The following is a 17,013-nucleotide window of genomic DNA, read 5'->3' as shown; positions in this document are numbered from 1 at the left end:
ATCAACGCTTCGCCGAGACGGCGACCTGAGTCCCGTCAGTCAGTGTCAGCGTCTTCGTGCTGCCGTTGGTGGGCATCGTGAAACGCACGATCTGGCTGAGCCGCACGTCGTTCGGACACTTGAGCGTCTTGCCCGCATGGGTCACGTTTTTGGTGCCGTGTGGCGCGAGGGCCTGGAAGCTCAGTTGCACGGTCGCCGTGCCGTCATCGGCAACCACCGGCGCGAAGCGGATCTGCGTTTGCCGCAGCACCGTGCCATTGGTGTCGAGCGGCAACGAGTCGTAGTCAGGACATTGCTCTGGCGCCGCAACCGGGCTGCCGGGCGGCGTCGTCTTCCATGTGAAATCGTCTGATTCGCCGGAACGGATCGTGCGCGTTTCCTGCGCGTTGCCGAACTCCTTCGAAGTCACCTTGACGGTATAGCGGATTGGGCCATCCGGCGCGGCTTGCGAAGTGACGGTGATCGGCGTGACGGCGTGGGCCAGCGGCGTCAGCGTGCACGCCAGGGCGGCCAGAACAGAAACGGCGGAGAGTCGGAAGCAGGGGCTCATGCGGTCACCTCGTCGTTGTGCCGCTGCACGCTCGCGTCGCGCAGCGACTTTGCCTCACGCCCTGCCAGTCTAACGCCAAGCGGACCCGAACGCGCTTCGCGCGGATCGGGTGTTAACCCGCTTGCGGCAAGACCTTTTCTTCGTTTCCGATTGCGCGAGATGGACGGCTCAGAAACCCGTCAGCACCAGCTTGCCAATTGCGCGCCCCTGTTCCAGCAACTGGTGCGCGCGCCGCACATTCTGCGCATTGATCTTGCCGAGGTCCTCGCCGACGGTCGTGCGCAGGGTGCCCGCATCGACGAGGCGGCCCACTTCGGTCAGCAGCTTGTGCTGTTCAATCATGTCCGGAGTGCCGAACATCGAGCGCGTGAACATGAATTCCCAGTGAAACGCCGAGCTTTTCGCCTTCAGCAGTTCGACCTCGATCGGCTGGTTGTTTTCCACAATCGTACAAATGCCCCCTTGCGGTTTGATGACGGCTGCGGCGGCCGGGAAATGCTTGTCGGTGTCGTTGAAAATCAGCACGAAATCGACCTGCTCGAAACCAATCTGCTTCAGTTGGGCGGGCATGTCGCCGAAGTGGTCGACGATATGGTCGGCGCCCAGTTCGGTCGCCCACTTCGCCGACGCCGGACGCGACGCCGTTGCGATGACGGTCAGTCCGCCCAGTTGTTTGGCCAGTTGAATCCCGATGGAGCCGACCCCGCCGGCGCCGCCGATAATCAGCACCGAACGCCCCTTGTCCGCGCCCTGCGGGGACACGCCGAGGCGGTCGAACAACGCTTCCCACGCGGTAATCGCCGTCAACGGCAAGGCGGCTGCGTGCGTGAAGTCGAGCGAAGCCGGCTTGCGGCCGACAATACGCTCATCCACCAGGTGATATTCGCTGTTCGCCCCCGGCCGGGTGATGCTGCCGGCGTAGAACACCGGGTCGCCCACCTTGAACAGCGTGACCTCGGGGCCGACTGCGGCCACCGTCCCGGCTGCGTCCCAGCCCAGCACGCGCGGTGCGCTCTCCACGGTGTCTTTCGGCGAGCGGACCTTGAAGTCGACCGGATTCACCGAGATCGCTTCGACCTTCACCAGCAGGTCGCGGCCCTTCGCTACGGGTTGAGGAAGCTCGACATCGAGCAGCGCTTCGGGATGGTCAATGGGCAAATAGCGATAAAGACCGACGGCTTTCATGGCAACTCCTGATTCGTTCGTGAGATAGAAGGGATAAACATTGCGCTCCGGTGCTTCGGGCTCCACTGCAGGGCTTGGGTCGCACTGCCGGTCGCGCCGCGCGTCGCGTCATTACGTCCGGACTGTGGGTATCTTAGGACGATCCTTGTTCCTCCAGAACAGGCATAATGGCTTAAACATTTTCTTGAAATTCAGAATAATGACGACCCCGGTCCTTGCCGCCACATCTGCCCAGCCTGAGCGCGAACGGCTCGATCTGCTCGATGTCGCGCTGTTCGTGCGAGCCGCGCTGCTCGCCAATGTGTCGGCGGCCGGCCGTGAGTTCGGCTTGTCCGCAGCCGTGGCGAGCGCGCGGCTTGCCCAGCTCGAGCGGCTGCTCGGCGCGCGTCTGCTGCATCGGACCACGCGCCGTATCAGTCTCACGCAAGACGGCGAGATTTTCATGAGCCGCGCGCAAACGCTGCTCGATGCGGCCGCTGCGGCGCGCGCCTCGGTGGGCCGGGCGCAGACCGAGCCGCAGGGGCGGTTGCGGGTGTCGATGCCGTCGTCGTTCGGGCGCCAGCACGTGTCGCCGGTGATCCCGGCCTTCCTGCGCCGTTATCCGGGTGTGAGCGTGGACCTGCGGCTCTCCGATCATCTCGTCGATCTGGTCGATGCGGGTGTGGACGTGGCAATCCGGCTCGGTGCGCTGAAAGATTCGACGCTGGTCGCCAAGCGGCTGGCGGTCAACCACCGTGTGATCTGCTGCGCGCCCGCTTATCTGGCCGCACACGGAACCCCGGGTCACCCGGCCGATCTGGCTCAGCACGAATGCGTGATTCTGGCGGACCAGAACACATGGGCCTTCGAAACGCCCACCGGTCCGCTCGACGTGCGCGTGACCGGCCGCCTCGCTACCGACAACGGCGAAGTGATCCGCGACGCGTTGCTGGCAGGCTTCGGCATTGCACTCAAATCGACATGGGACGTGGCGCGCTACTTGCGCAGCGGCGAACTCGTGACCATCCTCGACAGCTATCCGCCCGCCGAGACGGTGGCGATCTGGGCCGTCTATCCCAGCCGCGCTTTCGTGCCGCCGAAGACGCTGGCATTTATCGACTTTCTCGCGGCTCACTTCGGCGATCCGCCGTATTGGGACGTTGAGCCGCGCTGAGCCACGCTGAGTCGGCGGGCGCGCGGCGATGGCGCGCGCCTAGCTCACCTCGCAGGGCACCGCGGCAAAGCCTCGAAAGCGCACGCGGCCGCCGCGCGTCGGCGTGCCGCTCAAGCGGTATGCCGGAAAGCGCTGCACGAAGCGCCCGATTGCAATGCGCGCCTCGAGACGCGCAAGCGATAACCCTGCGCACTGGTGAATGCCGAAGCCGAAAGCAAGATGGCGATTCGGCTCGCGGCGGATGTCGAAGCGCTCGGGATCGACGAACTGCTCCGGATCGCGGTTCGCCGCGCCGATACACAGCGTTATCGGCGTGCCATGTGCCACGGCGACGCCGCCAATCTCGGTGTCGACGGTCGCCATGCGGTTGCCGAGCTGGTTCGAGCTTTCGAAGCGCAGGCATTCTTCGACGGCGCTCTCGATCAGAAGAGGTTCCCGAAGCAAAGCCTCGCGTGCGTCGGGCCACCCGGTCAACGTGACGAGACCATTGCCGATCAGGTTGGTGGTCGTCTCGTGGCCGGCGTTGAGAATGAAAATGCAGTTTTGCAGCAGCTCAGCTTCCGACAGCCGTTCGCCCTCCACTTCGCCCTGGATCAGGCGCGTCAGCACATCGTGTTGCGGATCGCCGGGAGCACGCCGGCGCCGCGCCACCAGATCCTGCAGGTACTCGACGAATTCGCTCACCGCGCGGTTGCCGCGTTCGAGTTGCGCCGCCGTGAGCGCCGGCTCGAGCGCGCCGAGAATCGCCAGCGACCACTCTCGCAAAGGCCCACGCTCGGCGTGCGGCACATCGAGCAGATTGCCGATGATTTCGAGCGGAATCGCCGCTGCAAACTCGCCGATCAGATCGATCTGCCCTTGCGCGGCGGCGCGTTCCAGCAGCGCATCTACCAGTTGGATCAGACCAGGCTCCATCGCCGCAATCGCCCGCGCCGTCAGCGCGCCTGCAATCAGCTTGCGCACCCGCGTATGCAGCGGCGGATCGTTGAACACCAGGCTCGTCGTGTGATGCGCGTAGAGCGGCGACGCACCGTATTTCGGTTTGAATTCGACGGTCTTGTCCGAGCTGAAGGTTCTGGGATCACGATAGACCGCTTGCACGTCCTTGTAGCGGGTCAGGAATAGCGAGCCGTCAGGCATGCGCTTGACCGGCTCATGCGTGCGCAGCGCCCGGTACACCGGATAGGGATCCGCATAAAAGGCGGGCGTCAGATGCTGCAGACTGAAGTCGCGGGCAAGGATGTGAGCGTCGTCGCCGGTCACGCGCAGGGTCATGGGGTGCCTCCGGTTCCAAACTCCCAGTATGAGCTTGCGACGCCGCAGATGCAGCGCGCCGACCCGTTACAATAGGCGGATTTACCCCGCGCGCCGCGCGCTCCTTCCTGCGTCGACATGAACCTCGTCATCCAAAGCCCCGCGCCTCTGTCCACCGACCACCATAAGACGCTCGTCGCGCTTGCCCGCGGCTCGCACGCCGCTGCCATCGACACCCACGCGATCCGCATTGCCGACGCGAACCCCACACAGCGTGCCGATCTGGAGGTCTACTGCAGCACGCACGCCCTGGATTTCGCATTTATCGAACCCAACCGGCAGTTGCGGGATTTCGGGCTGGTCGCCATGGATATGGATTCGACGCTGATCACGATTGAGTGCATCGACGAAATTGCCGATTTTTGCGGCCTGAAGGCCGAGGTTGCGGCGATCACCGAAGCGTCAATGCGCGGCGAAATCAAGGATTTCAACGAAAGCCTCACCCGCCGGGTGGCGCTGCTCAAGGGTCTCGACGCCAGCGCGCTGGAACGCGTGTATGAAGAGCGGCTACGCCTGTCGCCGGGAGCCGAACAGATGTTGGCCGGTGCGAAGGCGGCGGGTCTGAAAACCTTGCTCGTCTCCGGCGGATTCACGTTCTTCACGGAAAAGCTGAAAGCTCGCCTCGGCCTGGATTTCACGCGCGCCAACACGCTTGAAATCGTCGACGGCAAACTGACCGGCCAGGTGACGGGAGAAATCGTGAATGCGGAAGTCAAGGCGCGCACGCTGCGCGAGACCTGCGCTCAATTGGGCATCGAACCGGGCCGCGCGATTGCGATGGGCGACGGCTCGAACGACCTGAAGATGATGGCCGAGGCAGGGCTATCCGTGGCGTTTCGCGCCAAGCCGGTGGTGCGCGAAGCGGCAAGCGTCGCGTTCAATCATGTGGGGCTGGACGGGTTGCTGCGGTTGTTTTGAGATACGCGGCGCCTCTCGGCGAGGCGCTGTCAATCAGACACCGCGAGACACCGCGAGACACCGCGTCATCTGCGACCAGCCTGCTTAGCTATGCTCAATAATCATGGCAATACAGATGGCGACGATCATCACTGCGCAGACGGCGTAGGTCCCGTAACTACACCAGGCCATAACCCGGTCGACGTTTTTCTGTGACTCTACAAAACGAAATACGTCAAACATTTGATCCTCCCAGATGAGCCAGCATTTTAACTCGATCGGGTTAAATTTTACCATAACAAGTAAACATGCATTGCCGTGTACGCAAAGGCGATGATGCCAGTCATGCCGATTGAAATGGACACTATTCCGAGGGGCGAAGAAGTGACTCCAGGCTGCACACGCTTAGACCGCGTTTGCGCAATCGCCCCATCAGTGTGGGCCTTGGTCGTTGCCGTCATGACGACAATGGAGCAGGAAAAGGCAGCCACGCAAAACCCGGCAATGCAGAGCTCCGGCAGAGGCATCGCACCTCTGGCCTCGAGGGCCGTGACGGCCTCGTAGGTTGCGGACGCAGAAAGCGCCATTGCCGACCATAGCAACTGACCGTCCTTGACTGACTCAACGATCAGTCGCCTCGCAACAGCGCCGCCATGAGCGACTGACGCGAGCGCCAAGGTAAAAACCGGCCCGACGATCGGTACGCAAAGATTCAGCAGTAACCAGAAAAAGAGATCCATTGAAGCCCGATGTGTAGGGACTGCGCGAAAACCCGCCTCACTCCATCGTAGCGACAACGTTTAATCAGGACTACTCAGCCGATTGGACAATTGCAGCGCGCTCGCACAAGGTTCGCCCCAAATGTAAAAAAGCCCACCGGGGCCTTATCCCGATGGGCTTTCTCCGAGCTCCGAACCATCCAGCACGGCCCGCGCCGAAGGCGCAAACCTCGTCAGGCCAGCGTGCCCAGACCATTCTCCATATCCGCCCGCAGATCAGCCTCTTCCTCGAGACCGATATAGAAGCGCACCAGCGTGCCCCGATGCGGCCACTGCGCTGCCGTGCGCATCGACGCAATGTCGTACGGCATCACGAGACTATGCGCCCCGCCCCAGCTCCAGCCGATCGAAAACAGCTCAAGCGACTCGCAAAACGTATCGATTTGCGCGGGTGTGTAGCGGCCGTCGAACACCACCGAGAACAGCCCCCCCGCCCCCGTGAAGTCACGTTCGTAGAACTCATGCCCCGGGCAATCGGGCAACGCCGGGTGCAGCACCGCCGCGATCTCCGGGCGCGTCTTCAGCCACTTCGCAATTGCGAGCGCGCTGCGGTCATGCTGTTCGAAACGCACCCGCATGCTCGGCAGGCTGCGCAAGATCAACGAGCAGTCGTCCGATGAGACGCCGATGCCCATGTGCATACGCGCCGACTTCAGCTTCAGATGCAGCTCGCGGTTCACGGTGATGGTTGCGCCCATCAGCACGTCGCCGCCGCCGGACTGGTATTTGGTCAGCGCCTGCACCGAGATATCGACCCCGTGCTCGAACGGGCGAAATGCAAGCCCGGCCGACCAGGTGTTGTCAATCGCGGTGATCACGTTGCGCTCGCGCGCCGCTGCGGTGATCGCCGCCACATCGGGCACTTCCATGGTCACCGAGCCCGGTGCCTCGATCCAGATCAGGCGGGTGTTCGGCTGGATCAGTCCGGCGATTCCGGCGCCGATCATCGGATCGTAATACCGCGCCGTGATGCCGAAGTCGCGCGCGAGCCAATCGCCGTGTTCGCGGTTCGGCGAATAGACGTTGTCCGGAATCAGGACATCGTCACCTGCTTTGACAAGGCCAAAATAGACGTTGGAAATCGCCGACAGCCCCGACGGCTGCAGCAGCGCGTGATTGCCGCCCTCGAGCGCCGCGAGCCGCTGCGCCAGTGCGAGCGAGGTAGGCGTGGCATGCAGACCGTAGCGCCATTGAGCGTCGTTGCGCCAGTCGAGCGCGCGCATCGTCGCGAGATCGGGGAACACCACGGTCGAGGCGCGCGCCACCGGCACGGCGAACGATTCGAAACCCGGCGTGAGCTGGTCTTCCGCGCGCACGATGCGGGTCTGCAGGCCGCGTGGAGATTTGGATTGAGTCATAGTCATTTCACGTTAAGCCAGAACGGAACGGATAGTGCGCGCCGCGGCGCGGCGCTTACTCGCCGATCGAGAGATTGTTGACCCCGTTCACCGTATGCGCACCGCTCGCCGCGGACGCGCCAGTCGCCGCGCCGCTCGCCGTTGGCTGGGCCGCCCCCGCCGCCGGCACCGCCTGGCCCGGCGCCAGCGGACGCAGGTCGAACGGCTGCGGATCGGAGTCGTCGACGTTCATGCGGTCGCCCGCCAGCGAGCCGTCTGCCGCAAACTTGCCGACCCAGTTGCCGGTGATGTGGGTGCCGTCGTTCGACTCCTCGACTTCGAGCGTGTCGCCATCGCGGTCGCCTGCGATCAGGATCACTTCACCCGTATCGGTGTACTGATATTCGCCGTGCACGCCCGACGGATCGTCGGTCTTGGGTCCTAACCGCAGCACGATCTGGCGCGTGCCGAGCGTGCCGGCATAGCGCGGAAACTTCGCGAATTCCGCGCTCGGTTTGAGCGGCAACTGAATGGGCGGCGGCGCGGCCAGTTCCTTGACTGCGTCGCTTTGCGCCCATACCGGGTTGGGCGTCAAGGCGCCCGCACCGGCCAGCAGCAGCACGGCCGCCGCACCGGGAATCCAGCCGCGCCAACGCGCGGCACCGTTCATCGATTTCGATTCCAACATCCGTTCCTTCCTGTTGCATGAAACGAGGCGCTCCGCGCCCCGCATCAGATCCGCTCGAAGATCGCCGCGATGCCCTGGCCGCCGCCAATGCACATGGTCACGAGCGCATAGCGGCCGCCGATGCGCTCCAGCTCGTACAGCGCCTTCACGGTAATCAACGCGCCGGTCGCGCCGATCGGATGGCCGAGCGAAATGCCGGAGCCATTCGGATTGACCTTCGCGGGATCGAGCCCAAGTTCCTTGCTGACCGCGCATGCCTGCGCGGCAAATGCCTCGTTGGCTTCGATGACATCGAGGTCGGCGACGCTCAGGCCGGCCCGCTCGAGCACCTTGCGGGTGGCGGGCACCGGGCCGATACCCATATAGGCCGGATCGACGCCGGCATGCGCATAGGCCACGAGACGCGCGAGCGGCTTCACGCCGCGCTGTTCGGCGACGCTGCGTTCCATCAGCACGACCGCGGCGGCTGCGTCGTTGATGCCGGACGCGTTGCCGGCCGTCACCGAGCCGTTTTCCTTCGCGAACACCGGCTTCAGCTTCGAAAAATCTTCCGCCGACGCGTTCAGGCGAACATGCTCATCCTGCTCGAACACGACGTCACCCTTCTTCGAGGCGATCGTAACCGGCAGAATCTGTTCCTTGAAATAACCGTTCGCGATAGCGTGGGCAGCCCGGCGATGCGATTCGAGCGCAAGCGCGTCCTGCGCCTCACGGGTAATGCCGAATTTCTGCGCGACGTTCTCGGCTGTCACGCCCATGTGGATACCCTGGAACGGGTCGTTCAGGGCGCCGAGCATCATGTCGACGAGGCGCGCATCGCCCATGCGCTGGCCGAATCGCGCAGCCGGCATCATGTACGGCGCGCGGCTCATGTTTTCCGAGCCGCCGCCAATGGCGATATCCGCATCGCCAAGCAACACGCTTTGCGCAGCCGATACGATGGCCTGCAGACCGGAGCCGCACAGACGGTTCACCGTCAGCGCCGGCGCGTGTTGCGCAACGCCGCCGTTGAGAGCCGCCACCCGGGCCAGATACATGTCTTTCGGTTCGGTGTGGACCACATTGCCGAACACCACATGGCCGACTTCGTCGCCCGACACCTTGGCCCGCGACAACACTTCGCGCACCACGCGCGCGCCGAGGTCGGTCGGGGAGAAGTCCTTGAGGCTGCCGCCAAAGTCGCCAATGGCCGTACGCACCCCGCTTACCACCACTACGTCCCGTTGCATTGCTCGCTCCTCTTACTCTCTGATAGTGATCTGGAATGCCAGTGTGCTTGGCATCGCTCGCTGGCTACCTTGTCTCGTTATCGTCAGACCGTCTCGCAAGGATCATGGGCGTTAGCGTTAGTCAGGCGAGGCGTCCGCCCCTCCAGCCTGCAGCGCCTGCTCGACCGCCGCACGGTGCGGAATCGGCGCCACCGCCCCAAAGCCTTGCGTCGACAAGGCCGCCGCCACATTGGCATAACGTGCTGCGGCAAACGGATCGTCGCCCGCGACGATCCGGGCAATAAACGCGCCGCCGAAGCAATCGCCGGCGCCGGTGGCGTCGACGGCATCCACGACGTGCCCCGGCACGAGGCGCCGCTCATCCGGCGTGGCCACATAGGCGCCCTGCTTGCCGAGCTTGAGCGCCACAACGCGCGGCCCAAGCGCCAGCAGAAAATCGACGATCTCGTCGCGGCCCGTGAGTCCCGTCAACACGGTAACGTCGTCCCAGCTTGGCAGGCAGATGTCCGTATGGCGGATTGCTTCGACCATCACCGCACGCGCCCGCGCGAGCGGCCAGAGCTTGAGACGCAGATTGGTGTCGAAGCTGATGCGCACGCCGTTCGCGCGTGCATGGCCGATCGCGGCGAGCGCCGCGTCGCAGGCGCTCACGCCGATTGCGAGACTGATGCCGGACAGATGCAGGACCTGCGCCGCCGCCAGCGCGTCAAGCGGCAAATCGCGCGGGGCATAGCGGCTCGCCGCCGATCCTGCCCGCAGATAATCGAACTGGTGGCCGTCCGGGCCGTGCGAGACGAAATACACGCCGGTGGGCGCCTGACTGTCGACCTTGATCATCGACGTATGCACCGATTCGCATTGCCATAGATCGAGCAACAGGCGCCCAAAATGATCGTCGCCCACCGCTGATACAAAACCGGCCGTCGCCCCCTGGCGGGCAGCCGCAACACAGAAGTTCGACGTGTCGCCGCCGAAGCCCTGCAGATAGTCCGGCTGATCCTTCGACACCTGGTTGAATTCGACCATCGCCTCGCCAAGCGCGAGGATGGCCGGACTCGCCGCGTTGGCCATGGCTTACACCTCGCCCCACAGATCGTGGCCGTCCGCGCCGGTGATCTTCACCGAGACGAAGTCGCCGACCTTGTAACGCTTCGAGGCCTTGGTGGTGGGCGCGATGTACACGACGCCGTCGATCTCCGGCGCGTCCGCAGCCGTGCGGCCGATGCCGCCGTCGGCATTGATCTCGTCGACCAGCACCTTGAGCGTCTTGCCGACCTTGCGCGCGATGCGCTTCGCCGACACTTCCTCGGCCACTTCCATGAAGCGCGCACGGCGTTCTTCACGCACTTCGTCGGGCAAAGCGCCATCGAGCTCGTTGGCGGTGGCGCCTTCAACCGGCGAATAAGCGAAGCAACCGACGCGGTCGAGCTCCGCCTCACGGATGAAGTCGAGCAGCGTCTGAAACTGCTCTTCGGTCTCACCAGGGAAACCGGCGATAAACGTGCTGCGGATCGTCAGGTCCGGGCAGATCTCGCGCCATGCGCGCACACGCTCGAGCACCTTCTCGGCGTTGGCCGGACGCTTCATGCGCTTCAACACTTCCGGATGCGCGTGCTGGAACGGCACGTCGAGGTACGGCAGCACGTGACCCTTGAACGGACCTTCGGCCATCATCGGAATCACTTCGTCGACGCTCGGGTACGGATACACATAGTGCAGACGCACCCACGCGCCGTACTGCGCGGCCAGTTCGCCGAGTGCGCCCACGAGATCGGTCATGCGCGTCTTGATCGGCTTGCCGTTCCAGAAGCCGGTGCGGTACTTCACGTCCACGCCGTAGGCGCTGGTGTCCTGCGAAATCACCAGTAGTTCCTTCACGCCGGACTTGAACAGGTTTTCGGCTTCGAGCATCACTTCCGCGACCGGACGCGACACGAGGTCGCCGCGCATCGACGGGATGATGCAGAACGTGCAACGATGGTTGCAGCCTTCGGAAATCTTCAGATACGCGTAGTGACGCGGCGTGAGCTTGACGCCCGCGGCCGGCACCAGATCGACGAACGGATCGTGCGGCTTCGGCAGATGGCTGTGGACCGCCTGCATGACCTCGCCCACAGCGTGCGGACCGGTCACGGCCAGCACCTTCGGATGGACTTCTTCGATCAGGCCCGAGCCGCTCGCGCTCTTCTTCGCGCCGAGGCAGCCGGTGACGATCACCTTGCCGTTTTCGGTCAGCGCCTCGCCGATCGCGTCGAGGCTTTCCTGCACGGCTTCGTCGATGAAACCGCAAGTGTTGACGACCACCAGGTCCGCGCCGTCATACGTGCCGGAGATCTCGTAGCCTTCGGCGCGCAGTTGCGTGATGATCTGCTCGGAGTCGACGAGTGCTTTCGGGCACCCGAGCGAAACGAAGCCGACCTTGGGTGCGGCCGTGTTCGGCGAAATGGGGGAAGAAGCTTGCGGCATAGGATCGATCCAGCGGGTGGCGGTAAACGTAACCTGCTATTGTACCCCGCGCCACGCACCGCGCAGCCTCGCACGCTGAAAGCGGATCAGCCCGCCGCGCCGCGCATCCTTGCGGCAGCGGTCGCGCCCGCTCCACCCTGAACCGGACGGCGCGTACGCCGCCCCTACTTCTTCTCCGGCTCCGGATTCGTCTGCGGATTGGCAGGCGTGAACGGGAACGTGCTGAACATGGATTTGGCCTGGTTCTGCATCTGCTCCTGCATCTGCACGAACATGTTCTTCGACTGCTCGATATAGCTGGTCATCATGCCCTGCATCATCGGCGCCTGCATGTTCATGAACTGCGACCAGACTTCGGGGTTCATGGCCTTGCCTTCATACAGATTCTTCGACTGATCGGCGAGCTTGGCCTGAATGTCGATGAACGCCTGGATGTTCTTCTCGAGATAGGTGCCCATCATGCCCTGCATCGCGTGCCCGTAGAAACGGATGATCTGCGAGAGCATCGACGACGAGAACATCGGCAAGCCGCCGCTCTCTTCTTCCAGAATGATCTGCAACAGAATGGCGCGCGTCAGGTCCTCGTTGCTCTTCGCATCGATGACCTTGAAATCCTCCTGATCCAGCACGAGCTGCTTGACATCGGTCAGCGTAATGTACGTGCTTGTCTCGGTGTCATAGAGCCGACGGTTCGGATATTTCTTGATCAGTCGTTCGGCAGTTTTCTTTGTAGTAGTGGTCATTTAACGCCTTTGAGCGCCATTGAAGCGCAGAAACGGCGTCCTGCCGCACGGGGCAATCGGGCCTACGATTGCGCGCGCGAGACGCCGCCGGAAACACCTGAACCATGCCGCGCTCCGTCTCACGACGGAGCGCCTCACGGATCAGCCCATGTGCAGACCGCCGTTCAACGAGAAATCGGCTCCCGTGGAAAAGCCCGATTCGTCCGACGCGAGCCAGGCCACGATCGAACCGATTTCATCCGGCTGGCCGAGACGGCGCACCGGAATCGTCGCGACGATCTTTTCCAGCACATCGGGGCGGATCGACTTGACCATGTCCGTGCCGATGTAGCCAGGCGAAACGGTGTTGACCGTCACGCCCTTGGTCGCCACTTCCTGCGCCAGCGACATCGTGAAACCGTGAATCCCGGCCTTGGCCGTCGAGTAGTTGGTCTGCCCGAACTGGCCCTTCTGCCCGTTCACCGACGAGATGTTGATCACCCGCCCAAAGCCGCGCTCGACCATACCGTCGATCACCTGCTTGGTGACGTTGAACAGGCTCGTCAGGTTGGTGTCGATTACCGCCGTCCAGTCTTCGTGAGTCATCTTGCGGAACACGACGTCGCGCGTAATGCCCGCATTGTTGACCAGCACGTCGATCTCGCCGACTTCGGCCTTCACCTTGTCGAACGCCGCCTTGGTTGACTCCCAGTCGCCGACGTTACCTTCCGAAGCGATAAAGTCGAAACCGAGCGCCTTCTGCTCTTCGAGCCACTTTGCGCGGCGCGGAGAGTTCGGGCCGCAGCCGGCGACAACCTTGAAGCCTTCCTTATGAAGACGTTGGCAAATGCTCGTGCCGATGCCGCCCATCCCGCCCGTTACATACGCAATTCGCTGTGCCATAAACCACACTCCGTTATCGTTTTTCGAGGCGCCGACCGGCAGCCTCTTCCCTCGCCTTTACTGCATCATCTCCACTGCCGCCGGGCGACCGGCTGGCGAGGCCGCCAACACACCGCGCCCCCGCTCATCTCTTGCTGCAAATGAGCGAGCGGTGCGCGGCACTCCTGCCTTGCTCCACTCAAACGCCTCAGCCGCGCTCGACTGCCAGCGCCACGCCCATGCCACCGCCGATACACAGCGAGGCCAGGCCCCTCCTGGCGTCGCGCTTCTGCATTTCGTGCAGCAGCGTGACGAGAATCCGGCAACCGGATGCGCCGATCGGATGGCCGATCGCAATCGCGCCGCCGTTCACGTTGACCTTCGAGGTGTCCCAGCCCATTTGCTGATGCACGGCGAGTGCCTGGGCCGCAAAGGCCTCGTTGATTTCCATCAGGTCGAGGTCGGCCGGGGTCCAGCCCGCGCGCTCGAGGCAGCGGCGCGAAGCCGGCACCGGGCCCATGCCCATCACCTTCGGATCGACGCCGGCGTTCGCATACGCCTTGATGCGTGCGAGCGGCTTGAGACCGAGCGCTTCGGCTTTCTTGGCCGACATCACGACCACCGCGGCCGCACCGTCGTTCAGGCCCGACGCGTTCGCGGCCGTGACCGTGCCTTCCTTCGAGAAGGCCGGCTTCAGACCGGCGAGCGATTCGGCCGTGACGCCGTGGCGCACGAATTCGTCGGTGGCGAAGCGCAGCGGCTCGCCCTTGCGTTGCGGAATCTCGACCGGCACGATCTCGTCGTCGAAACGGCCGGCCTTCTGCGCCGCTTCCGCCTTGTTCTGCGACAGCGCGGCGAACGCGTCCTGCTGCTCGCGCGTGATGCCGTATTCCCTCGCGACGTTCTCCGCCGTCACGCCCATGTGGTACTGGTTGTACACGTCCCACAGGCCGTCCACGATCATGCTGTCGATCAGCTTGGCGTCGCCCATGCGAAAGCCGTCGCGCGAGCCCGGCAGCACGTGCGGTGCGGCGCTCATGTTTTCCTGGCCGCCGGCCACCACGATGTCGGCGTCGCCGGCGATGATGGCATTGGCCGCCAGCATCACGGCCTTCAGGCCTGAGCCGCAGACCTTGTTGATGGTTATGCCGGGCACTGCCAGCGGCAGCCCAGCCTTGATGAGCGCCTGACGCGCCGGGTTCTGGCCCGAGCCCGCCGTCAGAACCTGACCCATGATGACTTCGCTGACCTGCTCGGGCTTGACGCCCGCGCGTTCGAGTGCAGCGCGAATCACGATGGCGCCGAGATCGGGTGCAGCGGTTTTCGCCAGCGACCCACCGAATTTGCCGACTGCCGTACGCGCGGCCGATACGATCACTACATCAGTCATTTCAATTTCCTCCGGACTTTGCGGCCAGTCGCTCCGCCGCCCGTCAAGTTAAAAATCCATTCACCTGCACCGTGCCGCTCAAACCCTGTCACCACTCTAACCGCTCTGGCCCGCCGCTGCGCTGCCGCTACACAACTCCTGCACAGCCCTACGCGGCCATTCGTCTACGGCATGTCACTCGCGTTGCATCACATAACGGCCGGGCGCTGCCTCGATTACCGGAAACTCGGCCGAGCCCGCGGTGGCGCGCGACTTGACCTTCTTCCCGCCATACTGATCGAGCCAGCGGGTCCACTCGGGCCACCAGCTGCCGGGCACTTCCGTTGCCTCTTCGAACCAGTCGTCCGGGTTCTCCGGCAAATGCCTGTCCTCGGTCTGGAGCACCCAGTAGTTGCGCTTGTTCTTGGCAGGCGGATTGATCACGCCCGCGATATGCCCCGATGCGCCGAGCACGAACTCGAGCGGCCCGCTCAGCAACGGCACCGAAGCGTAAGCCGTGCGCCACGGCACGATATGGTCTTCGCGTGAACCGTAGATGAAGGTCGGCACGTCGATCAGCGACAGGTCCACCTTCTCGCCGCACACCGTCAACGCACCCGGCTCGCGCAGACGATTCTCCAGATACGTATTGCGCAGATACCAGACATACATCGGACCAGGCAAACTCGTCGAATCGCTGTTCCAGTACAGCAGGTCGAACGGCATCGGCGTGCGACCCTTTAGATAGTTGTCGACGACATAGTTCCACACGAGATCGTTCGGGCGCAGGAACGAGAACGCATTGGCGAACTCGATGCCGCGCATCAAACCCGGTTGCGCACCGTTCTTGCCGCCGATGGTCTGTTCGCGCATCTGCACATGCGCTTCGTCGACGAACACGTCAAGCACACCCGTGTCCGAGAAGTCGAGCATGGCGGTGAGCAGCGTCATCGAAGCGGCCGGATGTTCGCCGCGCGTCGCTGCTACCGCAAGCGCCGTGGCGAGCAGCGTGCCGCCGACGCAGAAACCCAGCGTGTTGATCTGCTCGCGCGCGCTGATCTTGCGCACGGTGTCGATCGCGGTAAGCACACCTTCTTCCGTGTAGTCGTCCCACGTCTTATGCGCGATCGATGCGTCTGCGTTGCGCCATGAAATCAGGAAGACCTGGTGTCCGGACTCGAGCCCATGCGCGACAAGCGAGTTTTCGGGTTGCAGATCGAGGATATAGAACTTGTTGATGCAAGGCGGCACGATCAGGAGCGGCCGCTCGCGCACACTCGCCGTACGCGGCTTGTACTGGATCAACTGGATCAGGTCGTTCTCGAACACCACCGAGCCTTCGGTGTTCGCGAGATTCTTGCCGACCACGAAGCGCGACTCATCCGTCTGCGAAATCTTGCCGCGCTGCAGGTCGCCCAGCAGGTTGGCAACGCCTTGGCGCAGACTCTCGCCGCGGCTTTCCAGCAAGGTCTTCTGTGCTTCAGGATTGAGTGCGAAAAAGTTGCTTGGCGAAGCGGCAGCCGTCCATTGCTGAACCGCGAAGCGAATCCGCTCACGCACCTTCGGCTCGGCGTCGAGCGCATCGACCAGTTCCTGCAGATAGCGTGCGTTGAGCAGATACCACGCGGCGGTAAACGCATACGCCGGCGAGGCGCTCCACGCGTCCGAACTGAAGCGGCGATCCTTGAGTTCGGGAATCTTCGGCGTGGCGTCGGCCGCCTGCTGGATCAACTGCATCGCTTCACGCGAATAGTCGGCTTGCAGTTTCTGCAGATGCTCCGTGGGAATCGCCGCCGTGGGCAGCTTGAGGCCGGCAAACGGCGCCATGGCTGCGGCGGCATTGCCGAAGTCGGGCATGGCCGGCATAGCGGGCATCTGTGGCATCTGGAATGCCCCACCCTGGCCTGCACCGGGCACCCCAAGGGAACGCCACGCGTTCATCCACGCGTCGAATAACTGCTGCGGTCCGGCGGAACCTGCACCGGCCTGCTGCTGGGTACGCTCCGTCGTGGAGTCCGTGCTTGAGGAAGTCGAGGAATGTTGTGATGCTGCCATACCTGCTTTTGACCGGTGAGTCCTCGCGGACGGTTGAGAGGCAGGTTTCCAGCGCACGTGGGCGATTGCTCGCGACCTCGTCACGCCCTGTCCCGTGTGTGGGGGACATTTTTGCTCCCCATCGCAAGGCATGTCAATGCTTGTTCCCGATTTTGCCGCAGTGCGATACTTTTTTAATTATCGTTTTCCCCATGTATTTCATCGCGTTATTGAGACGGGCTTGAGCAAATGTTCAGGAAATGTAAAAGGCCCGTATTACAGGGCCTTTTCTGGATTTAACGCAAAGCGTGGCGGCGATTTTCGGCGCGCTGTATTCGCCACACCGCGATTGGCGCATGCGCTTCGGCGGCGCAACAAAAATGCCCGCCGCGCCCCCGAACAAACCCT

15 protein-coding genes are annotated in these 17,013 nt (G+C 63.4%); 2 read left to right on the top strand and 13 right to left on the bottom strand.

Annotation, left to right across the window (positions count from 1 at the left end):
- Position 1: 1 nt before the first annotated feature.
- Both FFS45_RS34375 and FFS45_RS34370 read right to left on the bottom strand, forming a co-directional pair.
- Positions 2 to 550, bottom strand: coding sequence for a DUF6013 family protein (locus FFS45_RS34375; RefSeq protein ID WP_137959088.1), 549 nt, complete (start codon positions 548 to 550; stop codon positions 2 to 4).
- A 168-nt stretch (positions 551 to 718) separates the two neighbouring features.
- Positions 719 to 1,735 (bottom strand): zinc-binding alcohol dehydrogenase family protein, encoded by a 1,017-nt coding sequence (locus tag FFS45_RS34370; protein ID WP_137959087.1) that lies wholly within the window; start codon positions 1,733 to 1,735, stop codon positions 719 to 721.
- A gap of 199 nt (positions 1,736 to 1,934) precedes the next feature.
- On the opposite strand from FFS45_RS34370, the gene FFS45_RS34365 reads away from it, so the two are divergent.
- Positions 1,935 to 2,888 carry a LysR family transcriptional regulator gene (locus tag FFS45_RS34365; RefSeq protein WP_137959086.1) on the top strand — a complete coding sequence of 318 codons (954 nt, stop codon included), beginning with the start codon at positions 1,935 to 1,937 and terminating at the stop codon, positions 2,886 to 2,888.
- Between the two features lie 39 nt (positions 2,889 to 2,927).
- Here FFS45_RS34365 and FFS45_RS34360 read toward each other — a convergent pair whose 3' ends face one another.
- A complete protein-coding gene (locus tag FFS45_RS34360) occupies positions 2,928 to 4,163 on the bottom strand; it encodes a cytochrome P450 (RefSeq protein ID WP_137959085.1) in 1,236 nt (411 codons plus the stop codon).
- Between the two features lie 117 nt (positions 4,164 to 4,280).
- Here FFS45_RS34360 and serB point away from each other — a divergent pair, with 117 nt between their 5' ends.
- Positions 4,281 to 5,120, top strand: a complete 840-nt coding sequence (gene serB, locus FFS45_RS34355) for a phosphoserine phosphatase SerB (RefSeq protein ID WP_137959084.1) — start codon at positions 4,281 to 4,283, stop codon at positions 5,118 to 5,120.
- A 269-nt stretch (positions 5,121 to 5,389) separates the two neighbouring features.
- On the opposite strand, the gene FFS45_RS34350 is transcribed toward serB, so the two are convergent.
- The 10 genes from FFS45_RS34350 to phaC all read right to left on the bottom strand — a co-directional run bounded on the left by FFS45_RS34350 (position 5,390) and on the right by phaC (position 16,626).
- On the bottom strand, positions 5,390 to 5,839 hold the full coding sequence (locus FFS45_RS34350; RefSeq protein ID WP_137959083.1) for a hypothetical protein: 450 nt from the start codon (positions 5,837 to 5,839) through the stop codon (positions 5,390 to 5,392).
- A 212-nt stretch (positions 5,840 to 6,051) separates the two neighbouring features.
- Entirely contained in the window at positions 6,052 to 7,236 is a 1,185-nt protein-coding gene (locus FFS45_RS34345) for a cystathionine beta-lyase (protein ID WP_137959082.1), read from the bottom strand.
- A 55-nt stretch (positions 7,237 to 7,291) separates the two neighbouring features.
- Positions 7,292 to 7,903, bottom strand: coding sequence for a hypothetical protein (locus FFS45_RS34340; RefSeq protein ID WP_137959081.1), 612 nt, complete (start codon positions 7,901 to 7,903; stop codon positions 7,292 to 7,294).
- Between the two features lie 44 nt (positions 7,904 to 7,947).
- Complete coding sequence (gene bktB / locus FFS45_RS34335; protein ID WP_137959080.1) at positions 7,948 to 9,132, bottom strand: beta-ketothiolase BktB; 1,185 nt, start codon at positions 9,130 to 9,132, stop codon at positions 7,948 to 7,950.
- Between the two features lie 117 nt (positions 9,133 to 9,249).
- Positions 9,250 to 10,203: a sugar kinase gene (locus FFS45_RS34330; RefSeq protein WP_137959079.1), complete on the bottom strand. Its 954-nt coding sequence runs from the start codon at positions 10,201 to 10,203 to the stop codon at positions 9,250 to 9,252.
- A gap of 3 nt (positions 10,204 to 10,206) precedes the next feature.
- Positions 10,207 to 11,598 carry a 30S ribosomal protein S12 methylthiotransferase RimO gene (gene rimO, locus FFS45_RS34325; protein WP_137959078.1) on the bottom strand — a complete coding sequence of 464 codons (1,392 nt, stop codon included), beginning with the start codon at positions 11,596 to 11,598 and terminating at the stop codon, positions 10,207 to 10,209.
- Positions 11,599 to 11,762: 164 nt separating this feature from the next.
- On the bottom strand, positions 11,763 to 12,341 hold the full coding sequence (gene phaR, locus FFS45_RS34320) for a polyhydroxyalkanoate synthesis repressor PhaR (protein WP_090683853.1): 579 nt from the start codon (positions 12,339 to 12,341) through the stop codon (positions 11,763 to 11,765).
- A gap of 141 nt (positions 12,342 to 12,482) precedes the next feature.
- Positions 12,483 to 13,223, bottom strand: a complete 741-nt coding sequence (locus FFS45_RS34315; protein ID WP_137959077.1) for a 3-ketoacyl-ACP reductase — start codon at positions 13,221 to 13,223, stop codon at positions 12,483 to 12,485.
- A 187-nt stretch (positions 13,224 to 13,410) separates the two neighbouring features.
- The gene (locus tag FFS45_RS34310) at positions 13,411 to 14,592 is read right to left on the bottom strand and encodes an acetyl-CoA C-acetyltransferase (protein ID WP_137959076.1); all 1,182 of its coding nucleotides are present in this window, start codon (positions 14,590 to 14,592) and stop codon (positions 13,411 to 13,413) included.
- Between the two features lie 174 nt (positions 14,593 to 14,766).
- Complete coding sequence (phaC, locus tag FFS45_RS34305; RefSeq protein ID WP_137959075.1) at positions 14,767 to 16,626, bottom strand: class I poly(R)-hydroxyalkanoic acid synthase; 1,860 nt, start codon at positions 16,624 to 16,626, stop codon at positions 14,767 to 14,769.
- Positions 16,627 to 17,013: the final 387 nt, after the last annotated feature.

Source organism: Burkholderia sp. 4M9327F10 (genome assembly GCF_005503145.1).
In the GTDB taxonomy this organism is placed as follows: Bacteria; Pseudomonadota; Gammaproteobacteria; order Burkholderiales; family Burkholderiaceae; genus Paraburkholderia.
This window is presented reverse-complemented; position numbering and strand designations above follow the sequence as displayed.

Coding starts and splice junctions, on each gene's coding strand:
- FFS45_RS34365 (WP_137959086.1), top strand. CDS start 1,935: ATGACGACCCCGGTCCTTGCCGCCACATCTGCCCAGCCTGAGCGCGAA.
- FFS45_RS34340 (WP_137959081.1), bottom strand. CDS start 7,903: ATGTTGGAATCGAAATCGATGAACGGTGCCGCGCGTTGGCGCGGCTGG.
- FFS45_RS34370 (WP_137959087.1), bottom strand. CDS start 1,735: ATGAAAGCCGTCGGTCTTTATCGCTATTTGCCCATTGACCATCCCGAA.
- rimO (WP_137959078.1), bottom strand. CDS start 11,598: ATGCCGCAAGCTTCTTCCCCCATTTCGCCGAACACGGCCGCACCCAAG.
- FFS45_RS34330 (WP_137959079.1), bottom strand. CDS start 10,203: ATGGCCAACGCGGCGAGTCCGGCCATCCTCGCGCTTGGCGAGGCGATG.
- serB (WP_137959084.1), top strand. CDS start 4,281: ATGAACCTCGTCATCCAAAGCCCCGCGCCTCTGTCCACCGACCACCAT.
- FFS45_RS34360 (WP_137959085.1), bottom strand. CDS start 4,163: ATGACCCTGCGCGTGACCGGCGACGACGCTCACATCCTTGCCCGCGAC.
- phaC (WP_137959075.1), bottom strand. CDS start 16,626: ATGGCAGCATCACAACATTCCTCGACTTCCTCAAGCACGGACTCCACG.
- bktB (WP_137959080.1), bottom strand. CDS start 9,132: ATGCAACGGGACGTAGTGGTGGTAAGCGGGGTGCGTACGGCCATTGGC.
- FFS45_RS34375 (WP_137959088.1), bottom strand. CDS start 550: ATGAGCCCCTGCTTCCGACTCTCCGCCGTTTCTGTTCTGGCCGCCCTG.
- FFS45_RS34310 (WP_137959076.1), bottom strand. CDS start 14,592: ATGACTGATGTAGTGATCGTATCGGCCGCGCGTACGGCAGTCGGCAAA.
- FFS45_RS34315 (WP_137959077.1), bottom strand. CDS start 13,223: ATGGCACAGCGAATTGCGTATGTAACGGGCGGGATGGGCGGCATCGGC.
- phaR (WP_090683853.1), bottom strand. CDS start 12,341: ATGACCACTACTACAAAGAAAACTGCCGAACGACTGATCAAGAAATAT.
- FFS45_RS34345 (WP_137959082.1), bottom strand. CDS start 7,236: ATGACTCAATCCAAATCTCCACGCGGCCTGCAGACCCGCATCGTGCGC.
- FFS45_RS34350 (WP_137959083.1), bottom strand. CDS start 5,839: ATGGATCTCTTTTTCTGGTTACTGCTGAATCTTTGCGTACCGATCGTC.